Origin of the sequence: Micromonospora sp. NPDC005172, from assembly GCF_040608555.1 — a bacterium.
Classification (GTDB): Bacteria; Actinomycetota; Actinomycetes; order Mycobacteriales; family Micromonosporaceae; genus Micromonospora.
The window spans coordinates 1-14,963 of record NZ_JBEXIL010000067.1 but is presented as its reverse complement, the minus strand read 5'-3'; the positions used below and the strand labels follow the sequence as shown (position 1 = coordinate 14,963).

At 72.0% G+C, this 14,963-nt stretch carries 12 protein-coding genes; 6 read left to right on the top strand and 6 right to left on the bottom strand.

Going from position 1 to position 14,963, the window contains the following annotated elements; all coding sequences use genetic code 11:
* Positions 1 to 11 precede the first annotated feature (11 nt).
* Together ABZV06_RS29200 and ABZV06_RS29195 are read right to left on the bottom strand one after the other, a co-directional pair.
* Positions 12 to 983: a hypothetical protein gene (locus ABZV06_RS29200; RefSeq protein ID WP_355625441.1), complete on the bottom strand. Its 972-nt coding sequence runs from the start codon at positions 981 to 983 to the stop codon at positions 12 to 14.
* Positions 984 to 987: 4 nt separating this feature from the next.
* Positions 988 to 1,620, bottom strand: coding sequence for an MBL fold metallo-hydrolase (locus tag ABZV06_RS29195; protein WP_355625439.1), 633 nt, complete (start codon positions 1,618 to 1,620; stop codon positions 988 to 990).
* A 93-nt stretch (positions 1,621 to 1,713) separates the two neighbouring features.
* On the opposite strand from ABZV06_RS29195, the gene ABZV06_RS29190 reads away from it, so the two are divergent.
* Positions 1,714 to 2,670 (top strand): DUF4349 domain-containing protein, encoded by a 957-nt coding sequence (locus ABZV06_RS29190; RefSeq protein WP_355625453.1) that lies wholly within the window; start codon positions 1,714 to 1,716, stop codon positions 2,668 to 2,670.
* Here the strand turns inward: ABZV06_RS29190 and ABZV06_RS29185 are convergent.
* Together ABZV06_RS29185 and ABZV06_RS29180 are read right to left on the bottom strand one after the other, a co-directional pair.
* Complete coding sequence (locus tag ABZV06_RS29185; protein ID WP_355246046.1) at positions 2,627 to 3,886, bottom strand: amidohydrolase; 1,260 nt, start codon at positions 3,884 to 3,886, stop codon at positions 2,627 to 2,629. The two genes, ABZV06_RS29190 and ABZV06_RS29185, sit on opposite strands and share 44 nt — an antisense overlap.
* Positions 3,887 to 4,327: 441 nt before the next feature.
* Complete coding sequence (locus ABZV06_RS29180) at positions 4,328 to 5,911, bottom strand: methylmalonyl-CoA mutase family protein (RefSeq protein ID WP_355625438.1); 1,584 nt, start codon at positions 5,909 to 5,911, stop codon at positions 4,328 to 4,330.
* Between the two features lie 206 nt (positions 5,912 to 6,117).
* Here ABZV06_RS29180 and ABZV06_RS29175 point away from each other — a divergent pair, with 206 nt between their 5' ends.
* A complete protein-coding gene (locus tag ABZV06_RS29175; protein ID WP_355625436.1) occupies positions 6,118 to 8,181 on the top strand; it encodes a serine/threonine-protein kinase in 2,064 nt (687 codons plus the stop codon).
* A gap of 48 nt (positions 8,182 to 8,229) precedes the next feature.
* Positions 8,230 to 9,897, top strand: coding sequence for a phospho-sugar mutase (locus ABZV06_RS29170; protein ID WP_355625434.1), 1,668 nt, complete (start codon positions 8,230 to 8,232; stop codon positions 9,895 to 9,897).
* A gap of 148 nt (positions 9,898 to 10,045) precedes the next feature.
* Here the strand turns inward: ABZV06_RS29170 and ABZV06_RS29165 are convergent, their stop codons facing one another.
* Complete coding sequence (locus tag ABZV06_RS29165; RefSeq protein WP_355246056.1) at positions 10,046 to 10,723, bottom strand: GPP34 family phosphoprotein; 678 nt, start codon at positions 10,721 to 10,723, stop codon at positions 10,046 to 10,048.
* A 74-nt stretch (positions 10,724 to 10,797) separates the two neighbouring features.
* Positions 10,798 to 11,430, bottom strand: a complete 633-nt coding sequence (upp, locus tag ABZV06_RS29160; protein WP_355246059.1) for a uracil phosphoribosyltransferase — start codon at positions 11,428 to 11,430, stop codon at positions 10,798 to 10,800.
* A 124-nt stretch (positions 11,431 to 11,554) separates the two neighbouring features.
* Between upp and deoC the strand changes: the two genes are divergently transcribed.
* The 3 genes from deoC to ABZV06_RS29145 are packed head-to-tail and all read left to right on the top strand — an operon-like array spanning position 11,555 to position 14,837.
* Complete coding sequence (deoC, locus tag ABZV06_RS29155; RefSeq protein WP_355246062.1) at positions 11,555 to 12,583, top strand: deoxyribose-phosphate aldolase; 1,029 nt, start codon at positions 11,555 to 11,557, stop codon at positions 12,581 to 12,583.
* 6 nt (positions 12,584 to 12,589) lie between these two features.
* A complete protein-coding gene (locus ABZV06_RS29150) occupies positions 12,590 to 14,020 on the top strand; it encodes an aldehyde dehydrogenase family protein (RefSeq protein ID WP_355625432.1) in 1,431 nt (476 codons plus the stop codon).
* Positions 14,013 to 14,837, top strand: a complete 825-nt coding sequence (locus ABZV06_RS29145) for an aldehyde dehydrogenase family protein (protein WP_355625430.1) — start codon at positions 14,013 to 14,015, stop codon at positions 14,835 to 14,837. Before ABZV06_RS29150 ends, ABZV06_RS29145 begins: the two co-directional genes overlap by 8 nt.
* Positions 14,838 to 14,963: the final 126 nt, after the last annotated feature.

The following is a 14,963-nucleotide window of genomic DNA, read 5'->3' as shown; positions in this document are numbered from 1 at the left end:
ATCCATCGATGTCAGTCTGCCGCCCCACCGCCCGCGTCCGCATCCCCCTCTTCGGCCGCCAACGCCTCCACGGCGGCCTCGACCTCGCCCGCCCGCCGACGGGCCACGGTGACCGCCCGCTCGGCTGCGCGTCGGGCCAGCTTGGCCCGGCTCAGGTCCTGCTCCGCCACCGCGCGCCGGCGCTCCAGCTCGGCCAGCTCGGTCTCGATACCGTCGAGTACGCCGATGCCGTCGCGCTCCTGCCCGGCGGCCTCGGTCAACTCGTCCTCGGCCCGCTCCTGGTCGGCCCGGGCACGCTCCAGCTCGCGATCGAGCGCGCGACGGCGGCGGGCACGCTCGGCTCGGGCCGCCCGCTGTGCCGCCCGTTCGGCCTGCGCGGCACGCTCCCCGGCCCGGTCGGTACGGCGAGTCGGCTCCGGACTCTCCCGCTGGACGACCGGGCGACCGGCCGGTGGCTCCTCCTCGTCGCCGGTGACGAGCCGCAACTGTGGTCGGGGCACCTCACCGAAACCGGCGTAGGTGGCCGAGCGGAGCAGACGCCCCGCCCGTACCTGCTCGGCGACATCGGCGTCGGAGAGTGCCGCGTTCAGGGTCGCCTCCACCTCGGCCAGTGGCAGCCGGCCGGCGGGCGGCGCCTCGGGCTCGGCCGCGGCGAGCGTGCGGACCTCGGCTACCAGGGCCGCGACCACCGCCCGGCGCTGGGCGGACAGTTCCCGCAGCCGCGAACCGCGCAGCTCCCGCTGGGCCGCCCGCAGCGCGTCGGCCAGACCGACCAGGTCGGCGACCAGCTCGGGACGTTCGATGGCGAGCAGGTTGACCAGCCAGGCGGCGACGGTGGGGCGGCGCAGTCGGGCCAGTTGCCGGGCCGTGGTCGGATCACCGGCCCGCCGGGCCTCGGCCACCGCGGCGTCCCGGGCGGCCACGAACCGGTCCGGTGGCGTGCGGTAGAGCTGCCGCACCAGCTCCACGGAGGGGCCGGGCATCGCGTCAGACGTCCACCCGGGTACCGGGCTCCAGACGCTGGTACTCGGTGCCGGACATCGCCGCGTACTGGCGGTTCAGCACACCCAACCCGTTGGTGTTGAGCAGGGCGTCGTGCAGGGCGTACGCGCGGCGCGGGGCGACCGCCCGGATGAAGTCGAGCACCTCGGAGAACTTCGACCAGGGGGCGTGGATCGGCGCGAAGAGCGTATCGACGGGCGTCTCCTCCGGTACGACGAGGGAGTCGCCGGGGTGGTAGACCACGTCGTTGATCAGGTAGCCGAGGTTGTCGATCACCGGGAGGTCCGGGTGGATGACCGCGTGCCGCCCGCCGTACGCGCGGACCGCGACACCGGCGGCGGTGAACGACTCGCCGGATTCGACGGGGCACAGCGCCTCCACCGCGTCGCCCAGCGTGTCGGCGAGCGAAGTGGGCCCGTAGATCGGGAACGGCCGCCGGTCGAGCTGGAGACGCACCGCGGCCGGGTCGAGGTGGTCCGGGTGCTCGTGGGTGACGAGCACCGCGTCCGCACCGTCCAGCGCTGTCCCGGGATCGCTGAACACTCCGGGATCGACCACGAGCACTCCCCCGTCGTGTTCCACCCGGAGACAGGAGTGGGCGTACTTGGTGAGCCGCATCGTGACTCCTCGACTATCGAATCGTGATGTCCTCAGCGCAGTCTGCCGGAACCAGGCGGCGGGCGCGTCACGTCCGAGCTATCGCCACTGAAGCTGACGACGATGGGAGCGGGGATGGACGGACGGAGAGAACGACGCCGCGGCGGCGCGATACTGGCGGCAGGCACACTCGTGGCGGCGTTGGCCCTCGCGGGGTGCAGCGCCGGCGACAGCGGATCGGCGGACTCGGCGGGCACGGCGGCCGAGGCCCCTCGGGGCGCACTTGACAAGGGCAGCGGCGCGGAAGCGGCGGGGACGGCCGGGGCCGGTGCTCCGGATCTGCGGGTCGACCAGCGGGCGATCATCTACACCGGATCGATGCGGGTGCAGGTGACCGATGTGGACGCGGCGGCCCGTGAGGTCAGCGCCCTGGTCACCCGGGCCGGTGGTTTCGTCGGCGGTGACCAGCGACGCAGCGCCGAGGCCGACGCGGTGGCCGAGCTGCAGTTGCGGGTGCCGGCGGCCAGGTTCTCGGGCGTGGTGGAGGAGGTCGCGAAACTCGGTCGGCAGCAGAGCCGGGAGATCAACACTCAGGACGTCACGGAGGAGACCGTCGACCTGGAGGCCCGGATCATCACGCAGCGGGCGCGCGTGGACAGCGCACGGCGACTGCTCGCCCGCGCCAACTCGATCGCCGACCTCGTGTCGTTGGAGAACGAGTTGGGTCGCCGGGAGGCGGACCTGGCCTCGTTGGAAGCCAAGAAGCGGCGGCTGGCCGACCTGACCGCGCTGTCCACGATCACGGTGGCGCTGGCCGGGCCGGCCGCGAAGACCAGCGAGGAGAAGAACGAGACCGGTTTCCTGGTCGGGCTCAAGGGCGGCTGGAAGGCGTTCGCCACCTCGATGACCGTCCTGCTCACCGTCCTGGGCGCGTTGCTGCCGTGGTTGGTGGCGGTCGGCGTACCGCTGGCGGTCGTGCTGCTGGTGCTGCGCCGGCGACGGAGGTCGCCGGCGCAGACCGCCGAGATCAGCGCGCCGCAGCCAGTGCCCGCAGCGCGGTCTGCACCATGACGCGTACGCCGGCCGGGATGGCCCGCTCGTCCACGTCGAAGGACGCGCGGTGCAGGTCGACGTTGGGTCCGATACGTCCCACGCCGAGGCGGGCGAGGGCGCCGGGGACGTACTCCAGGTACCAGGAGAAGTCCTCGCCGCCCATGCTCTGCGGCGTCTCGGCGATCCCTTCCGGGCCGAGCGCGGCACCGGTGGCGGCGGTCAGCACCTGGATCGCCCGGGAGTCGTTGCTCACCGGCGGCCGGCCACGCAGGTATTCGAGGTCGACCGTGGCGCCGGTCGGGGCGATCACGTCCCGCACCACCTGAGCCACGATCTTGGGCGCCTTCTCCCAGGTGTCGCGGTCCATCACGCGCAGCGTGCCGGAGGCGGACGCCTCGGAGGGGATGACGTTGTAACGGGTGCCGGCCGAGGCGTGGCCGAACACCAGCAGCAGCCCGCTGTTGGCCGGCACCCGGCGACTGACCAGGGCCGGCACCTCGGTGATCAGCCGGCCGAGGGCGTCGACCAGGTCGACGGTCAGGTGCGGGCGCGCGGTGTGCCCGCCCGGCCCGGAGAGCCGGACGGTGACGTTGTCGGCGGCTGCCGTGATCGGGCCGACCCGCAGGCCCACCTGGCCCACCGGCAGGTTCGGGTCGCAGTGCAGCGCGAAGATCTGCACGACGTCGTCCAGGCCACCGGCCTCGATGACCTCCAGCGAGCCGCAGGGCAGGATCTCCTCGGCCGGCTGGAAGATCAGCCGGACCCGGCCGTCCAACTCGCCGAGGTCGGCGAGCTGGGCGAGCAGCATGCCCACGCCCAGCAGGATCGAGGTGTGCACGTCGTGGCCGCAGGCGTGGCAGACGCCCTCGACGGTGGAGCGGTACGGCACGTCCTTGGGGTCGTCGAGCGGCAGGGCGTCGATGTCGGCGCGGAGCGCGACGATCGGGCCGTCCGGACGGCCGTTGACGTCACAGATCACGCCGTTGCCCTTGGGCAGCAGCCGCGGGTGCAGACCCGCCAGGGAGAGTTCCCGCGCGATCAGGGCCGCCGTCTCGAACTCCGTACCCGACAGCTCGGGGTGCGAGTGAAGGTGACGGCGCGTGGCGATGAGGCCGGGTACCCGAAGGGCGAGCAGGTGGTCCAGGTCGCGGGGCAGGGGCTGGGATCCGGGCAAGGCCTCCAGCCAGGACGACGCCAGCTGGCCGCCCGTGGGCAGCGTCAACGCACTCGTCACGTCGAATTCTCGATCACTAGAGATGGATGGATCATCGGGGACAGCAGACAGCCTAGACCTCCGACGGTGACGCTGCGCAACCTCGTTACGGTGATGATCGGCTCGCGTAGCGTCACGTATGCCCTGCTGAGGGCGCTCATCGAGGTGCGGGATCGCAGGTAGATCGCGTTCGAACGCCGTCATCCGCCCCCTCACCTCCTACAACGCGTAACCGGCCCGAGTGTCCATGAGTCGACGGCGACGCATGGATCTCCACCGCAAATTGTCGCATTAGTCGGGGTGATGAACTGACACTCCGACAATAAGACGACCACGCTCCGCAACGGGCCGGACAAGGACGCTCACATACGCTCGCGCACCCCGACCGCACACCGTGTGCGTTGCGGCGCGCCCTGTCGGCGTACCCCCGGAGCCGGGTCGGCACACCCGGGGCGGTAGCGGTCAGAACCGGTCGGTGGGCCGGTACTGGCCCCACACCTCCCGCAGGGTCCCGCAGACCTCGCCCACCGTGGCCCGGGCCCGCAGCGCCTCCCGCATCGGGTACAGCACGTTGTCCGAGCCGTCGGCGGCGGCCCGCAGGTCGGCCAGCGTCCGCGTCACCGCGTCGGCGTCCCGCCCGGCGCGCAGCCGGGCCAGCTTCTCGGCCTGCACCGCCTCGATCGTCGGGTCGACCCGCAACGGCTCGTACGGCTCCTCCTCGTCGACCGTGAACCGGTTGAGCCCCACCACCACCCGCTCACTGGAGTCGATCTCCTGGGCGATCCGGTACGCGGACTGCTCGATCTCCCGCTTCTGGAACCCGGCCTCGATGGCGTCGACCGCCGAGCCATGGTCGGCCACGCGCTCCATCAACTCCACGGCGGCGGCCTCGATCTCGGCGGTCATCGCCTCCACCACGTACGAGCCGGCGAACGGGTCGACGGTGGCGGTCAGGTCCGTCTCGTACGCCAACACCTGCTGGGTACGCAGCGCGAGCCGGGCGGCCTTCTCGGTGGGCAGCGCGATCGCCTCGTCGAAGCTGTTGGTGTGCAGGGACTGCGTGCCGCCGAGCACCGCGGCCAGGCCCTGCACCGCCACCCGGACCAGGTTCACCTCCGGCTGCTGGGCGGTGAGCTGCACGCCTGCGGTCTGGGTGTGGAAGCGCAGCATCATCGACTTCGGATTGTTGGCGCCGAAGTCGTCACGCATGAGCCGGGCCCAGATCCGCCGGGCGGCGCGGAACTTCGCCACCTCCTCCAGCAGCGTGGTGCGGGCCACGAAGAAGAACGACAGCCGGGGCGCGAAGTCGTCCACCGCGAGCCCCGCGGCCAACGCCGCCCGGACGTACTCGACGCCGTTGGCCAGGGTGAACGCGATCTCCTGCGCGGGCGTCGCGCCGGCCTCGGCCATGTGGTAGCCGGAGATGGAGATGGTGTTCCACTTCGGCACCTCCTTGTGGCAGTACGCGAACGTGTCGGCGACGAGGCGCAGCGACGGCTTCGGCGGGAAGATGTACGTCCCCCGGGCGATGTACTCCTTGAGGATGTCGTTCTGGATGGTGCCGTTGAGCGCGGCGCCGGGGACCCCGTTCTCCTGGGCGACGAGTTGGTACAGCAGCAGCAGCACCGAACCGGGCGCGTTGATGGTCATCGAGGTGGAGACCTTGTCCAGCGGGATGTCGGCGAAGAGCAGTCGCATGTCCTCGATGGAGTCGATGGCGACCCCGACCTTGCCGACCTCGCCGTGTGCGATCGGGTCGTCCGAGTCGTACCCCATCTGGGTCGGCAGGTCGAAGGCGACCGAGAGACCGGTCGTGCCAGCCCGCAACAGTTGGTGGTACCGCGCGTTGGACTCGGTGGCGGTGCCGAAGCCGGCGTACTGGCGCATGGTCCACGGACGGGAGGTGTACATCGTGGGGTAGACCCCCCGGGTGTACGGGAAGTCGCCCGGACCGCCCAGCCCGGAGTCCAGGTCCTCCGGAAGGTCGGCCGCCGTGTAGACGCCCTTGATCGGGAAACCGGACTCGCTTGACCGCGGTTCGCTCATCCCCGGATGGTAGGACGCCCTGGCCCGAGGTCGGGTGAGGGATACCGCACAGTGCGTCCCGACCGGTCGACGGGAGGTGAACGCACGGGCACGATCTGTGGACTTCGGTAAACGTCCGCCGCGTCGGCTTTCGCATCGGGCGTCGGAACCAGCAAGATAGGGGGGTTGTGTCCCAGCCCCCCTCGATTTCCCCCGGTGGCTTTTCTGTGACTCAGATCCCGACGTGGAGCGGCGGACAGGTAAGTCCCGCCAGCGGACGAGCAGCGCCCGGCACCACCATCGGTGGCCGGTACTCGCTGCGGTCCGCGGTGGGCAACGGCGGCATGGGCACGGTGTGGCGCGCCACAGACACCCTGTTGCGCCGCGACGTGGCAGTGAAGGAGGTCGTCCTTCCCCCGGGCCTGGCGCCCAGTGACCGCGACGCCATGTACGAGCGGACGCTGCGCGAGGCCCGCGCCGCCGCCGCCATCCAGCACCCCGCCGTGGTGCAGGTGTACGACGTGGTCACCGAGGCCGGTCGGCCGTGGATCGTCATGGAGCTGTTGGACGCCCGCAGCCTCGCCGACATGGTCATCGAGGACGGTCCGGTCGCCCCCCGCGCGGTCGCCAAGATCGGCATCGCGCTGCTCGGCGCGCTGGAGGTCGCCCACGCCATCGGCGTGCTGCACCGCGACGTCAAGCCGGCCAACGTGCTGATCTGCTCCGACGGGCGCTGCGTGCTGACCGACTTCGGTGTCGCCCGGATGCCCACCGACGTGCAGCTCACCACCCCTGGCATGGTGCTCGGCTCGCCGCACTTCATCTCGCCCGAGCGGGCCATGGGCCAGGAGTTCGGCCCGCCGAGCGACCTCTTCTCGCTGGGTGTGACGCTCTACACGGCCGTCGAGGGGCGTCCGCCGTTCGACAAGGGCGACCCGATCGAGACCATGCACGCCGTCGTCGAGGACCCGCCGGCGCCGCCGCAACGCAGCGGTCCGCTGACCCGGGTGCTGATGGGCCTCCTGGAGAAGGACCCGGCCCGCCGGCTGGACGTGCACACCTCCAGGGGCATGCTGCGTGAGCTGCTCGCCGGCCCGCTGGGCAGCACCGCCACCGCCGTGCACTCGGTCACCGACCCGTACGCGGTGGTGCCGGTGCAGCAGCGTCCGGCTCCCGTCCACCAGCCGGCCCAGCCGGAGTCGAAGTCGGACAACCAGATCGGTGGCCGGGCCATGCTCGCCCCGGACGAGTCGCTGACCGACCGGTTGGCCGCGCTGCGCCGGGGCGAGCGTCCCCAGCCGGCCGACGCGAATGCCGCCGCGGCCCTCGACGAGACCAGCGCCGACGCGCTCGCCGGCCCGTTGCACACGCCCACCGGCGCGATGTCCACCTCGGGCCGCCCCGCCGCTGGGCGCACCTACGGAGGCAGCGCGGACGCCACCCAGCGGGTGGACGCCGGGGCGCACCCCGACGCCACGCAGCGGGTCACCTACGGCAACCGGCCCGACGCCACCCAGCAGGTCAACTACGGCACACCGGAGGCCACCCAGCGCATCGGCGGCACCTACGGCGGCGGCAACCAGTGGTCGGTCCCGGGCACCGGTCAGCCCTGGACGACGACGCCGGCCCCGGCCGGTGGTGGCGGCAGCGCCCTGGACAAGGTCCGCGCGACCGGCGGCCAGCTCGTCACCACGGTCAAGGGCTGGCCGCGCAAGGTCCAGCTCGCCGCGGCCGGTGGCCTGGCCGTGGTACTGCTGATCAGCATCGTGGCGCTCTCCAGCGGTGACGACCCGGCGCCGAGCACCCCGCAGGCGCAGCCGACCCCGTCCGCACCGGCGGGCCCGGCCGTCGAGATGCAGGAGCACTCGGCCCGCGGCGTCCAGGTGATGGTGCCCAAGGGTTGGAAGAAGGCCACCGGCGGCTCGTACACCGACTACATCGACCCGGAGGACGACGGTCGCAAGATCCGGATCCTCACCGAGAAGTGGACCGGGACGCCCACCCGCTGGGCGGAGAGCGCGCAGAACTTCCTCCGCACCAAGAGCACCAACTGCAAGAAGCCGTACGAGCAGGTGTCCATCGCCGAGCAGCAGTTGGCGGGCAGCCCGGGCGTCGAATTCGAGTACACCTGCGGCTCCGGTGCCGAGATGCGCCACGGGGTGTGGCGCGCGGTCGTCAAGGACGGTAAGTCCTACTCGTTCTACCTCTCCGCCACCGAGGACGTGTTCGCCGAGAGTAAGCCGATCTTCGACGAGATGGTGAAGACGTTCCAGCTCACCGGAGACGGCTGAGCCGGAGGGAACCGACAGCGGTGATCCGCCGCCGTGCTATCAAGGGGCATGGCGGCGGACACCACTGACATCGACGACATTCGCGAGCAAGCTCGGCGCTGGTTGGCCGACGACCCCGATCCGGCGAGCCGGGACGAGCTGACGGCGGTTCTCGACGGGCTGCCGGCGAGCGCCCCGGAGCTGGCCGACCGGTTCGCCGGCCCACTGACCTTCGGCACGGCCGGCCTGCGCGGTCCGCTGCGCGCCGGCCCGAACGGGATGAACCTCGCCGTGGTCACGCAGGCCGCCGCCGGCCTGGTCACGTGGCTTGCGGCTCAGGGTGGGAACGGCCCGCTGGTGATCGGGTACGACGCCCGGCGCGGCTCCCGTCAGTTCGCCGAGCGCACCGCCCAGGTGGCGACCGGAGCGGGCCGTCCGGCACTGCTGCTGCCCCGACCGCTGCCCACGCCGGTGCTCGCGTACGCGGTACGCCAACTGGGCGCGGTGGCCGGCGTGATGGTCACCGCCAGCCACAACCCGCCGCAGGACAACGGCTACAAGGTCTACCTCGGCGCGGAGCTGGGCGGTGAGCTGGGCGCCGGGGCGCAGATCGTGCCGCCGGCCGACGCCGGAATCGAGGCCGCCATCCGTGCGGTCGGCCCGTTGACGCAGGTGCCGTTGGGCCGGGCCGGCGAGGTGCTCGGTGACGACCTCGTCGCCGCGTACGTCGAGCGGGCCACCGCCGTGATCGACCCGGACGGTCCACGGGACCTGTCGGTGGCGTACACCCCGCTGCACGGGGTGGGTGCGGCGGTGCTGACCGCGGCGTTCGCGCGGGCCGGTTTCCCGATCCCCGGCGTGGTACCCGACCAGGCCGAGCCCGACCCGGCGTTCCCGACCGTCTCGTTCCCCAACCCGGAGGAGCCGGGGGCGGTGGACCGGTTGATCGCGCTGGCCGACTCCACCGGCGCGGACCTCGCCATCGCCAACGACCCGGACGCCGACCGCTGCGCGGTGGTCGTCCGGGACGACCGGCACGGCTGGCGGATGCTGCGCGGCGACGAGGTGGGCGTACTGCTCGCCGATCACCTGATGCGGCGCGGGGTGACCGGGCTCTACGCCACCACCATCGTCTCGTCGTCGCTACTGCGGGCGATGTGCGCGGCCCGGGGCCTGCCCTACGACGAGACGCTGACGGGCTTCAAGTGGATCGTGCGGGCCGGCGGCGGAAGCGCACCGCTGGTCTTCGGCTACGAGGAGGCGCTCGGTTACTGCGTGGCTCCGGAGCACGTCCGGGACAAGGACGGCATCACCGCCGCGCTGACCGTGGCCGAGTTGGCCGCCGGCCTCAAGGCGCAGGGTCGTACGCTGGCCGATCGGCTGGACGAGCTGGCCGCCGAGTTCGGCGTGCACCACACGGACCAGCTCTCCGTCCGGGTGGACGACCTGCGGGAGATCACCGACGCGATGGCCCGGGTCCGGGCGGCCACCCCGACCACGCTGCTCGATCAGCCGGTCGACAGTGTCCGGGATCTGCTGCCCGAGTCGGACGTGGTGATCCTGCGTACCGCGACGGCTCGGGTGGTCATTCGCCCCTCCGGGACAGAGCCGAAGCTCAAGGCGTACCTCGAGGTGGTGGAGCCGGTGTCCGACGGCGATGTCGCCGCCGCCCGGAGCCGGGCGGGCGCGGCGGTCGCGCTGCTGCGCGCCGAGATCGCTGCGGCCCTCGGCATCTGACCGCGACCGAACCCGCCCCCACCCCCGCCCCCACCCACCCGTCGCGGGTCCTTTGCTCTGCTTCAGCGGAGGCGACACTTGGCGGCTGCTTCTGTTGCGCGGGTTGAAGCAGAGCAAAGGACCCGTCAGGGGGGCTGGCCCCCGACGGTCAGGCGCGCTTGCCGAGCGCCGCGTCGACCGCTGCGGCCAGCGTGGCGACGACCAGGCCGACCGACGGGCGGACGACCGAGTCGTCGGTGCTCACCTGCCCGGAGAAGCCCGCGCCGGTGGCGATCTCCTCCAGCCGCTGGCGGGCGGTGGCGGCCTCGTCGCCGCTCACGCCCAGCGCGGACTCCATCCGCAGCACCACGACCAGGGTGGCGAGGGCGGCGGTCCGCTCGTCCGGGGCCGCCGCGCCGGCCAGCGCGTCGGCCAGCCGCTGGCGGGTGTCCGCCTCGACGGAGCTGTCCACCACCGGATAGCGGTGCACGTGGATGAAGCCCAGTTCGGTCTCGTCGACGTCGCGGACGACTCCCTGGGTGCACAGCTCACCGAGGATCTTGTCGCGCAGACCGTGCCGCAGGCGCTGCACCCACGACGCCGGGGTGTGCGGGGTGTCGGCCGCGATCCGGGCGAGCACCTCGTCGGTGATCGGCTCGCCGGTGGGCGTCGGATCGACCACGGCCAGCGACCCGTCGGCGTACGCGATCCGGCCAGCCAGAGCCAGCTCGACCAGCACCGCGGCAGCCATGCCAAGGTCCAGGCTGATCCGCGGCATGGTCGCCTTGCCGGTCGAGTCGTCGTAGGCGAGGAGCAGCAGCTCCTCGGCGAGCGCAACACCAGTCATGGCCCGAGACGGTAGCGGGTCCACGCACCACCGCGCGCGGACCCGCCGTCACCCGGCACCGACCGGGTGGAGGATCAGAACCGGGGCATGCCGCCGAACTGGCGGTCACCGGCGTCCCCGAGCCCGGGAACGATGAACATGCGGTCGTTGAGGCCCTCGTCGATCGAGGCCGTGACCAGGCGCAACGGCAGGCCGGAGCGTTCCAGCCGCTCGATGCCGACCGGCGCGGCGAGCACGCACAGCACGGTGATGTCGGTGCAGCCCCGGTCGGCCAGCAGCCGACACGAGTGCTCCAACGAGCCACCGGTGGCGAGCATCGGGTCGAGGACCAGCACCGGCAGGCCGGCGAGCTCCCGGGGCAGCGACTCCATGTAGGCGCGCGGCTCGTAGGTCTCCTCGTCGCGGGCCAGGCCGACGAAGCCCATCGAGGACTCGGGCAGGAGGCCCAGCGCGGCGTCCGCCATGCCCAGGCCGGCCCGCAGCACCGGCACCAGCAGCGGCGGGTTCGCCAGCCGGGTGCCCTCGGTGCCGGTGACCGGCGTCTGCACCGGGTACCGCTCGACGGGGAAGGTGCGCGCCGCCTCGTACACCAGCATGGTGGTCAGTTCGTGCAGCGCCGCCCGAAACGTCGAGGAATCGGTGCGCGCGTCCCGCATGGCGGTCAGCCGGGACTGGGCCAGCGGGTGGTCAATGACGTGTACGTCCACGATCGCTCAACCTACCGGGCCGTCCCGCGTACCGGTGGGGGTGCGGGCGGACCGGCGACGTCGCTCACGCAACCGCCCGCCGTGACCAAGATCACTCAGCGGTTCCGTGCGTAGACTTCTCGGCATGACGGCGACAACGACGTCGGCCCGGTCGGACCTCTCCGAGCTGGGACGATCCGAGACCGCTCTGCGGACCTTCCTGCACGGCCTACCCGGCGTGGACCAGGTCGGCGCGGAGCAGCGGGCGGCACAGCTCGGCACCCGATCCATCAAGACCACCGCCAAGGCGCAGGCGATCGATCTGGCGATCCGGATGGTCGACCTGACCACTCTCGAGGGCGCGGACACCCCCGGCAAGGTGCGCGCGCTGGCCGCGAAGGCGCTGCGCCCGGACCCGGCCGACCTGTCGTGCCCGCACGTCGGAGCGGTCTGCGTCTACCCGGCGATGGTTCCGTACGTCGCCGAGGTGCTGCGCGGGAGCGGTGCCGGGTCCGGGCGGCCATCCGGCGGACCGGGACATGCGGGCGGCGCCGCGCCGGCCGGACTTGGCATTGTCCACCTGGCGAGCGTGGCGACGGCGTTCCCGTCCGGTCAGGCGCCGTTGGAGATCAAGCTCGCCGACGTCCGGGCCGCCGTCGAGGCCGGCGCCGACGAGATCGACATGGTGATCAACCGGGGCGCCTTCCTGGCCGGGCGTTACCAGGAGGTCTACGACGAGATCGTGGCCACCAAGGAGGCTTCCGGGGACGCCCACCTCAAGGTGATCCTGGAGACCGGCGAGCTGGCCACCTACGACAACGTGCGCCGGGCCTCCTGGCTGGCCATGCTGGCCGGCGGCGACTTCATCAAGACCTCCACCGGCAAGGTCCCGGTCGCGGCGACGCTGCCGGTGACCCTGGTCATGCTGGAGGCTGTCCGCGACTTCCGCGAGGCGACCGGACGGCAGGTGGGCGTGAAGCCCGCCGGCGGCATCAAGACCACCAAGGACGCGATCAAGTACCTGGTGATGGTCAACGAGACCGTGGGCCCGGACTGGCTCGACCCGGACTGGTTCCGCTTTGGCGCGTCCAGCCTGCTCAACGACCTGCTCATGCAGCGCACCAAGCTGACGACCGGCATTTACTCCGGTCCCGACTACTTCACCCTGGACTGATAGCCGATGTTCGAATACGCCCCCGCCCCCGAGTCCCGCTCGGTGGTGGACCTCAAGCCCTCGTACGGGCTGTTCATCGACGGCGCGTTCGTCGACCCGACCGACGGCGGCAGCTTCAAGTCGATCAACCCCGCCTCCGAGGAGGTGCTGGCCGAGGTCGCCGAGGCCGGCGCCCAGGACGTGGAGCGCGCGGTCCGCGCCGCCCGCAAGGCGTACGACAAGGTATGGGGTCCGATGCCCGGCCGCGACCGGGCGAAGTACCTGTACCGGATCGCCCGGCTCATCCAGGAGCGCTCCCGCGAGCTGGCCGTGCTGGAGTCGCTGGACAACGGCAAGCCGATCAAGGAGTCGCGCGACGTCGACCTGCCGCTGGTCGCCGCGCACTTCTTCTACTACGCGGGCTGGGCCGACAAGCTCGGTCACGCCGGCTTCGGGCCGAACCCGCAGCCGATCGGAGTGGCCGCGCAGGTCATCCCGTGGAACTTCCCGCTGCTGATGCTGGCCTGGAAGATCGCCCCGGCGCTCGCGGCGGGCAACACCGTGGTGCTCAAGCCCGCCGAGACCACCCCGCTGACCGCCCTGCTGTTCGCCGAGATCTGCCAGCAGGCCGACCTGCCGGCCGGTGTGGTCAACATCCTCACCGGCGCCGGTGACACCGGCCGCGCGCTGGTCGAGCACGCTGGCGTGGACAAGGTCGCCTTCACGGGTTCGACCGAGGTGGGCCGGGCCATCGCCCGGTCCGTCGCCGGCACCCGCAAGAAGCTCACCCTGGAACTGGGCGGCAAGGCCGCCAACATCGTCTTCGACGACGCGCCCATCGACCAGGCCGTCGAGGGCATCGTCAACGGCATCTTCTTCAACCAGGGGCACGTCTGCTGCGCCGGCTCCCGCCTGCTCGTGCAGGAGAACGTGGCCGACCGCGTGCTGGAGTCGCTCAAGCGGCGGATGGCCCAGCTCCGCATCGGCGACCCGTTGGACAAGAACACCGACGTCGGCGCCATCAACTCGGCCGCCCAGCTGGAGCGCATCCGCGAGCTGTCCGACGCCGGCTCGGCCGAGGGCGCCGAGCGCTGGTCGGCCCCATGCGAGCTGCCCGACCGGGGCTTCTGGTTCGCGCCCACCATCTTCACCGGCGTCACCCAGGCACACCGCATCGCCCGCGAGGAGATCTTCGGGCCGGTGCTGTCGGTGCTCACCTTCCGCACACCGGCCGAGGCCGTGGAGAAGGCCAACAACACGCCGTACGGGCTGTCGGCCGGCATCTGGACCGACAAGGGTTCCCGCATCCTGTGGATGGCCGACCGGCTGCGCGCCGGCGTGGTCTGGGCCAACACGTTCAACAAGTTCGACCCCACCTCGCCGTTCGGCGGCTACAAGGAGTCGGGCTACGGTCGCGAGGGCGGCCGGCACGGGCTGGAGGGGTACCTCAATGTCTGAGCGGGTCACGGTACGCAAGACGTACAAGCTCTTCATCGGCGGGAAGTTCCCGCGCAGCGAGTCGGGACGGTCGTATCTCGTGCAGTCCTCGAATGTGTCACTGGCCTCCCGCAAGGACGCCCGGGACGCGGTGGTCGCCGCCCGCGCCGCCGTGAAGGGCTGGGCCGGCGCGACCGCGTACAACCGGGGTCAGATCCTCTACCGGGCCGCCGAGATGCTGGAGGGCCGCCGCGAGCAGTTCGTCTCCCTGGGCATCGGAGGCGACGAGGTGGACGCGGCGGTGGACCGCTGGGTCTGGTACGCCGGCTGGGCCGACAAGCTCGCCCAGGTGTACGGCGGCGCCAACCCGGTCGCCGGCCCGTACTTCAACATCTCCGCCCCGGAGCCGACCGGCGTGGTCGCGGTGGTCGCCCCGGAGCGCCCGGCGCTGCTGGGCCTGGTCAGCGTGATCGCCCCGGCGATCGTCACCGGCAACACGGTGGTGGTTGCCGCCTCGCCGTCGGAACCGTTGGCGGCGGTGACACTGGCCGAGGTGCTGGCGACGTCCGACCTGCCCGGCGGTGTGGTAAACGTCCTCACCGGCGCGATCACCGAGACCGCACCGACGTTGGCGTCGCACCTGGACGTCAACGCGATCGACCTGACCGGCGTGACCGATGCCTCGCTCGCCACCGAGCTGGAGGTCAAGGCGGCTGAGAACCTCAAGCGGGTGCTCCGGCCCGCCGCGGGTGAGACGGACTGGACCGCCGACCCGGGCGTGACCCGCATGACCGCGCTGCTGGAGACGAAGACGGTGTGGCACCCCAAGGGGGTGTGATTCTTCCCCGGCCTCGGGGTTTTCCGGGGGAGCCCGCCCACTCCGGGCGGTCAGGCTTGATCCCTGCGTGGGCGGGCGCAGGTAGGGAATCGTGCCGTCCTTGCGGACCGCGGCGAGCCGGCGGGC

What these genes read in the sequence shown, in the direction of transcription:
- ABZV06_RS29200 (WP_355625441.1), bottom strand. Translation starts at nt 983, where the DNA reads ATGCCCGGCCCCTCCGTGGAGCTGGTGCGGCAGCTCTACCGCACGCCA.
- ABZV06_RS29195 (WP_355625439.1), bottom strand. Translation starts at nt 1,620, where the DNA reads ATGCGGCTCACCAAGTACGCCCACTCCTGTCTCCGGGTGGAACACGAC.
- ABZV06_RS29180 (WP_355625438.1), bottom strand. Translation starts at nt 5,911, where the DNA reads ATGAGCGAACCGCGGTCAAGCGAGTCCGGTTTCCCGATCAAGGGCGTC.
- ABZV06_RS29170 (WP_355625434.1), top strand. Translation starts at nt 8,230, where the DNA reads ATGGCGGCGGACACCACTGACATCGACGACATTCGCGAGCAAGCTCGG.
- ABZV06_RS29165 (WP_355246056.1), bottom strand. Translation starts at nt 10,723, where the DNA reads ATGACTGGTGTTGCGCTCGCCGAGGAGCTGCTGCTCCTCGCCTACGAC.
- deoC (WP_355246062.1), top strand. Translation starts at nt 11,555, where the DNA reads ATGACGGCGACAACGACGTCGGCCCGGTCGGACCTCTCCGAGCTGGGA.
- ABZV06_RS29150 (WP_355625432.1), top strand. Translation starts at nt 12,590, where the DNA reads ATGTTCGAATACGCCCCCGCCCCCGAGTCCCGCTCGGTGGTGGACCTC.
- ABZV06_RS29145 (WP_355625430.1), top strand. Translation starts at nt 14,013, where the DNA reads ATGTCTGAGCGGGTCACGGTACGCAAGACGTACAAGCTCTTCATCGGC.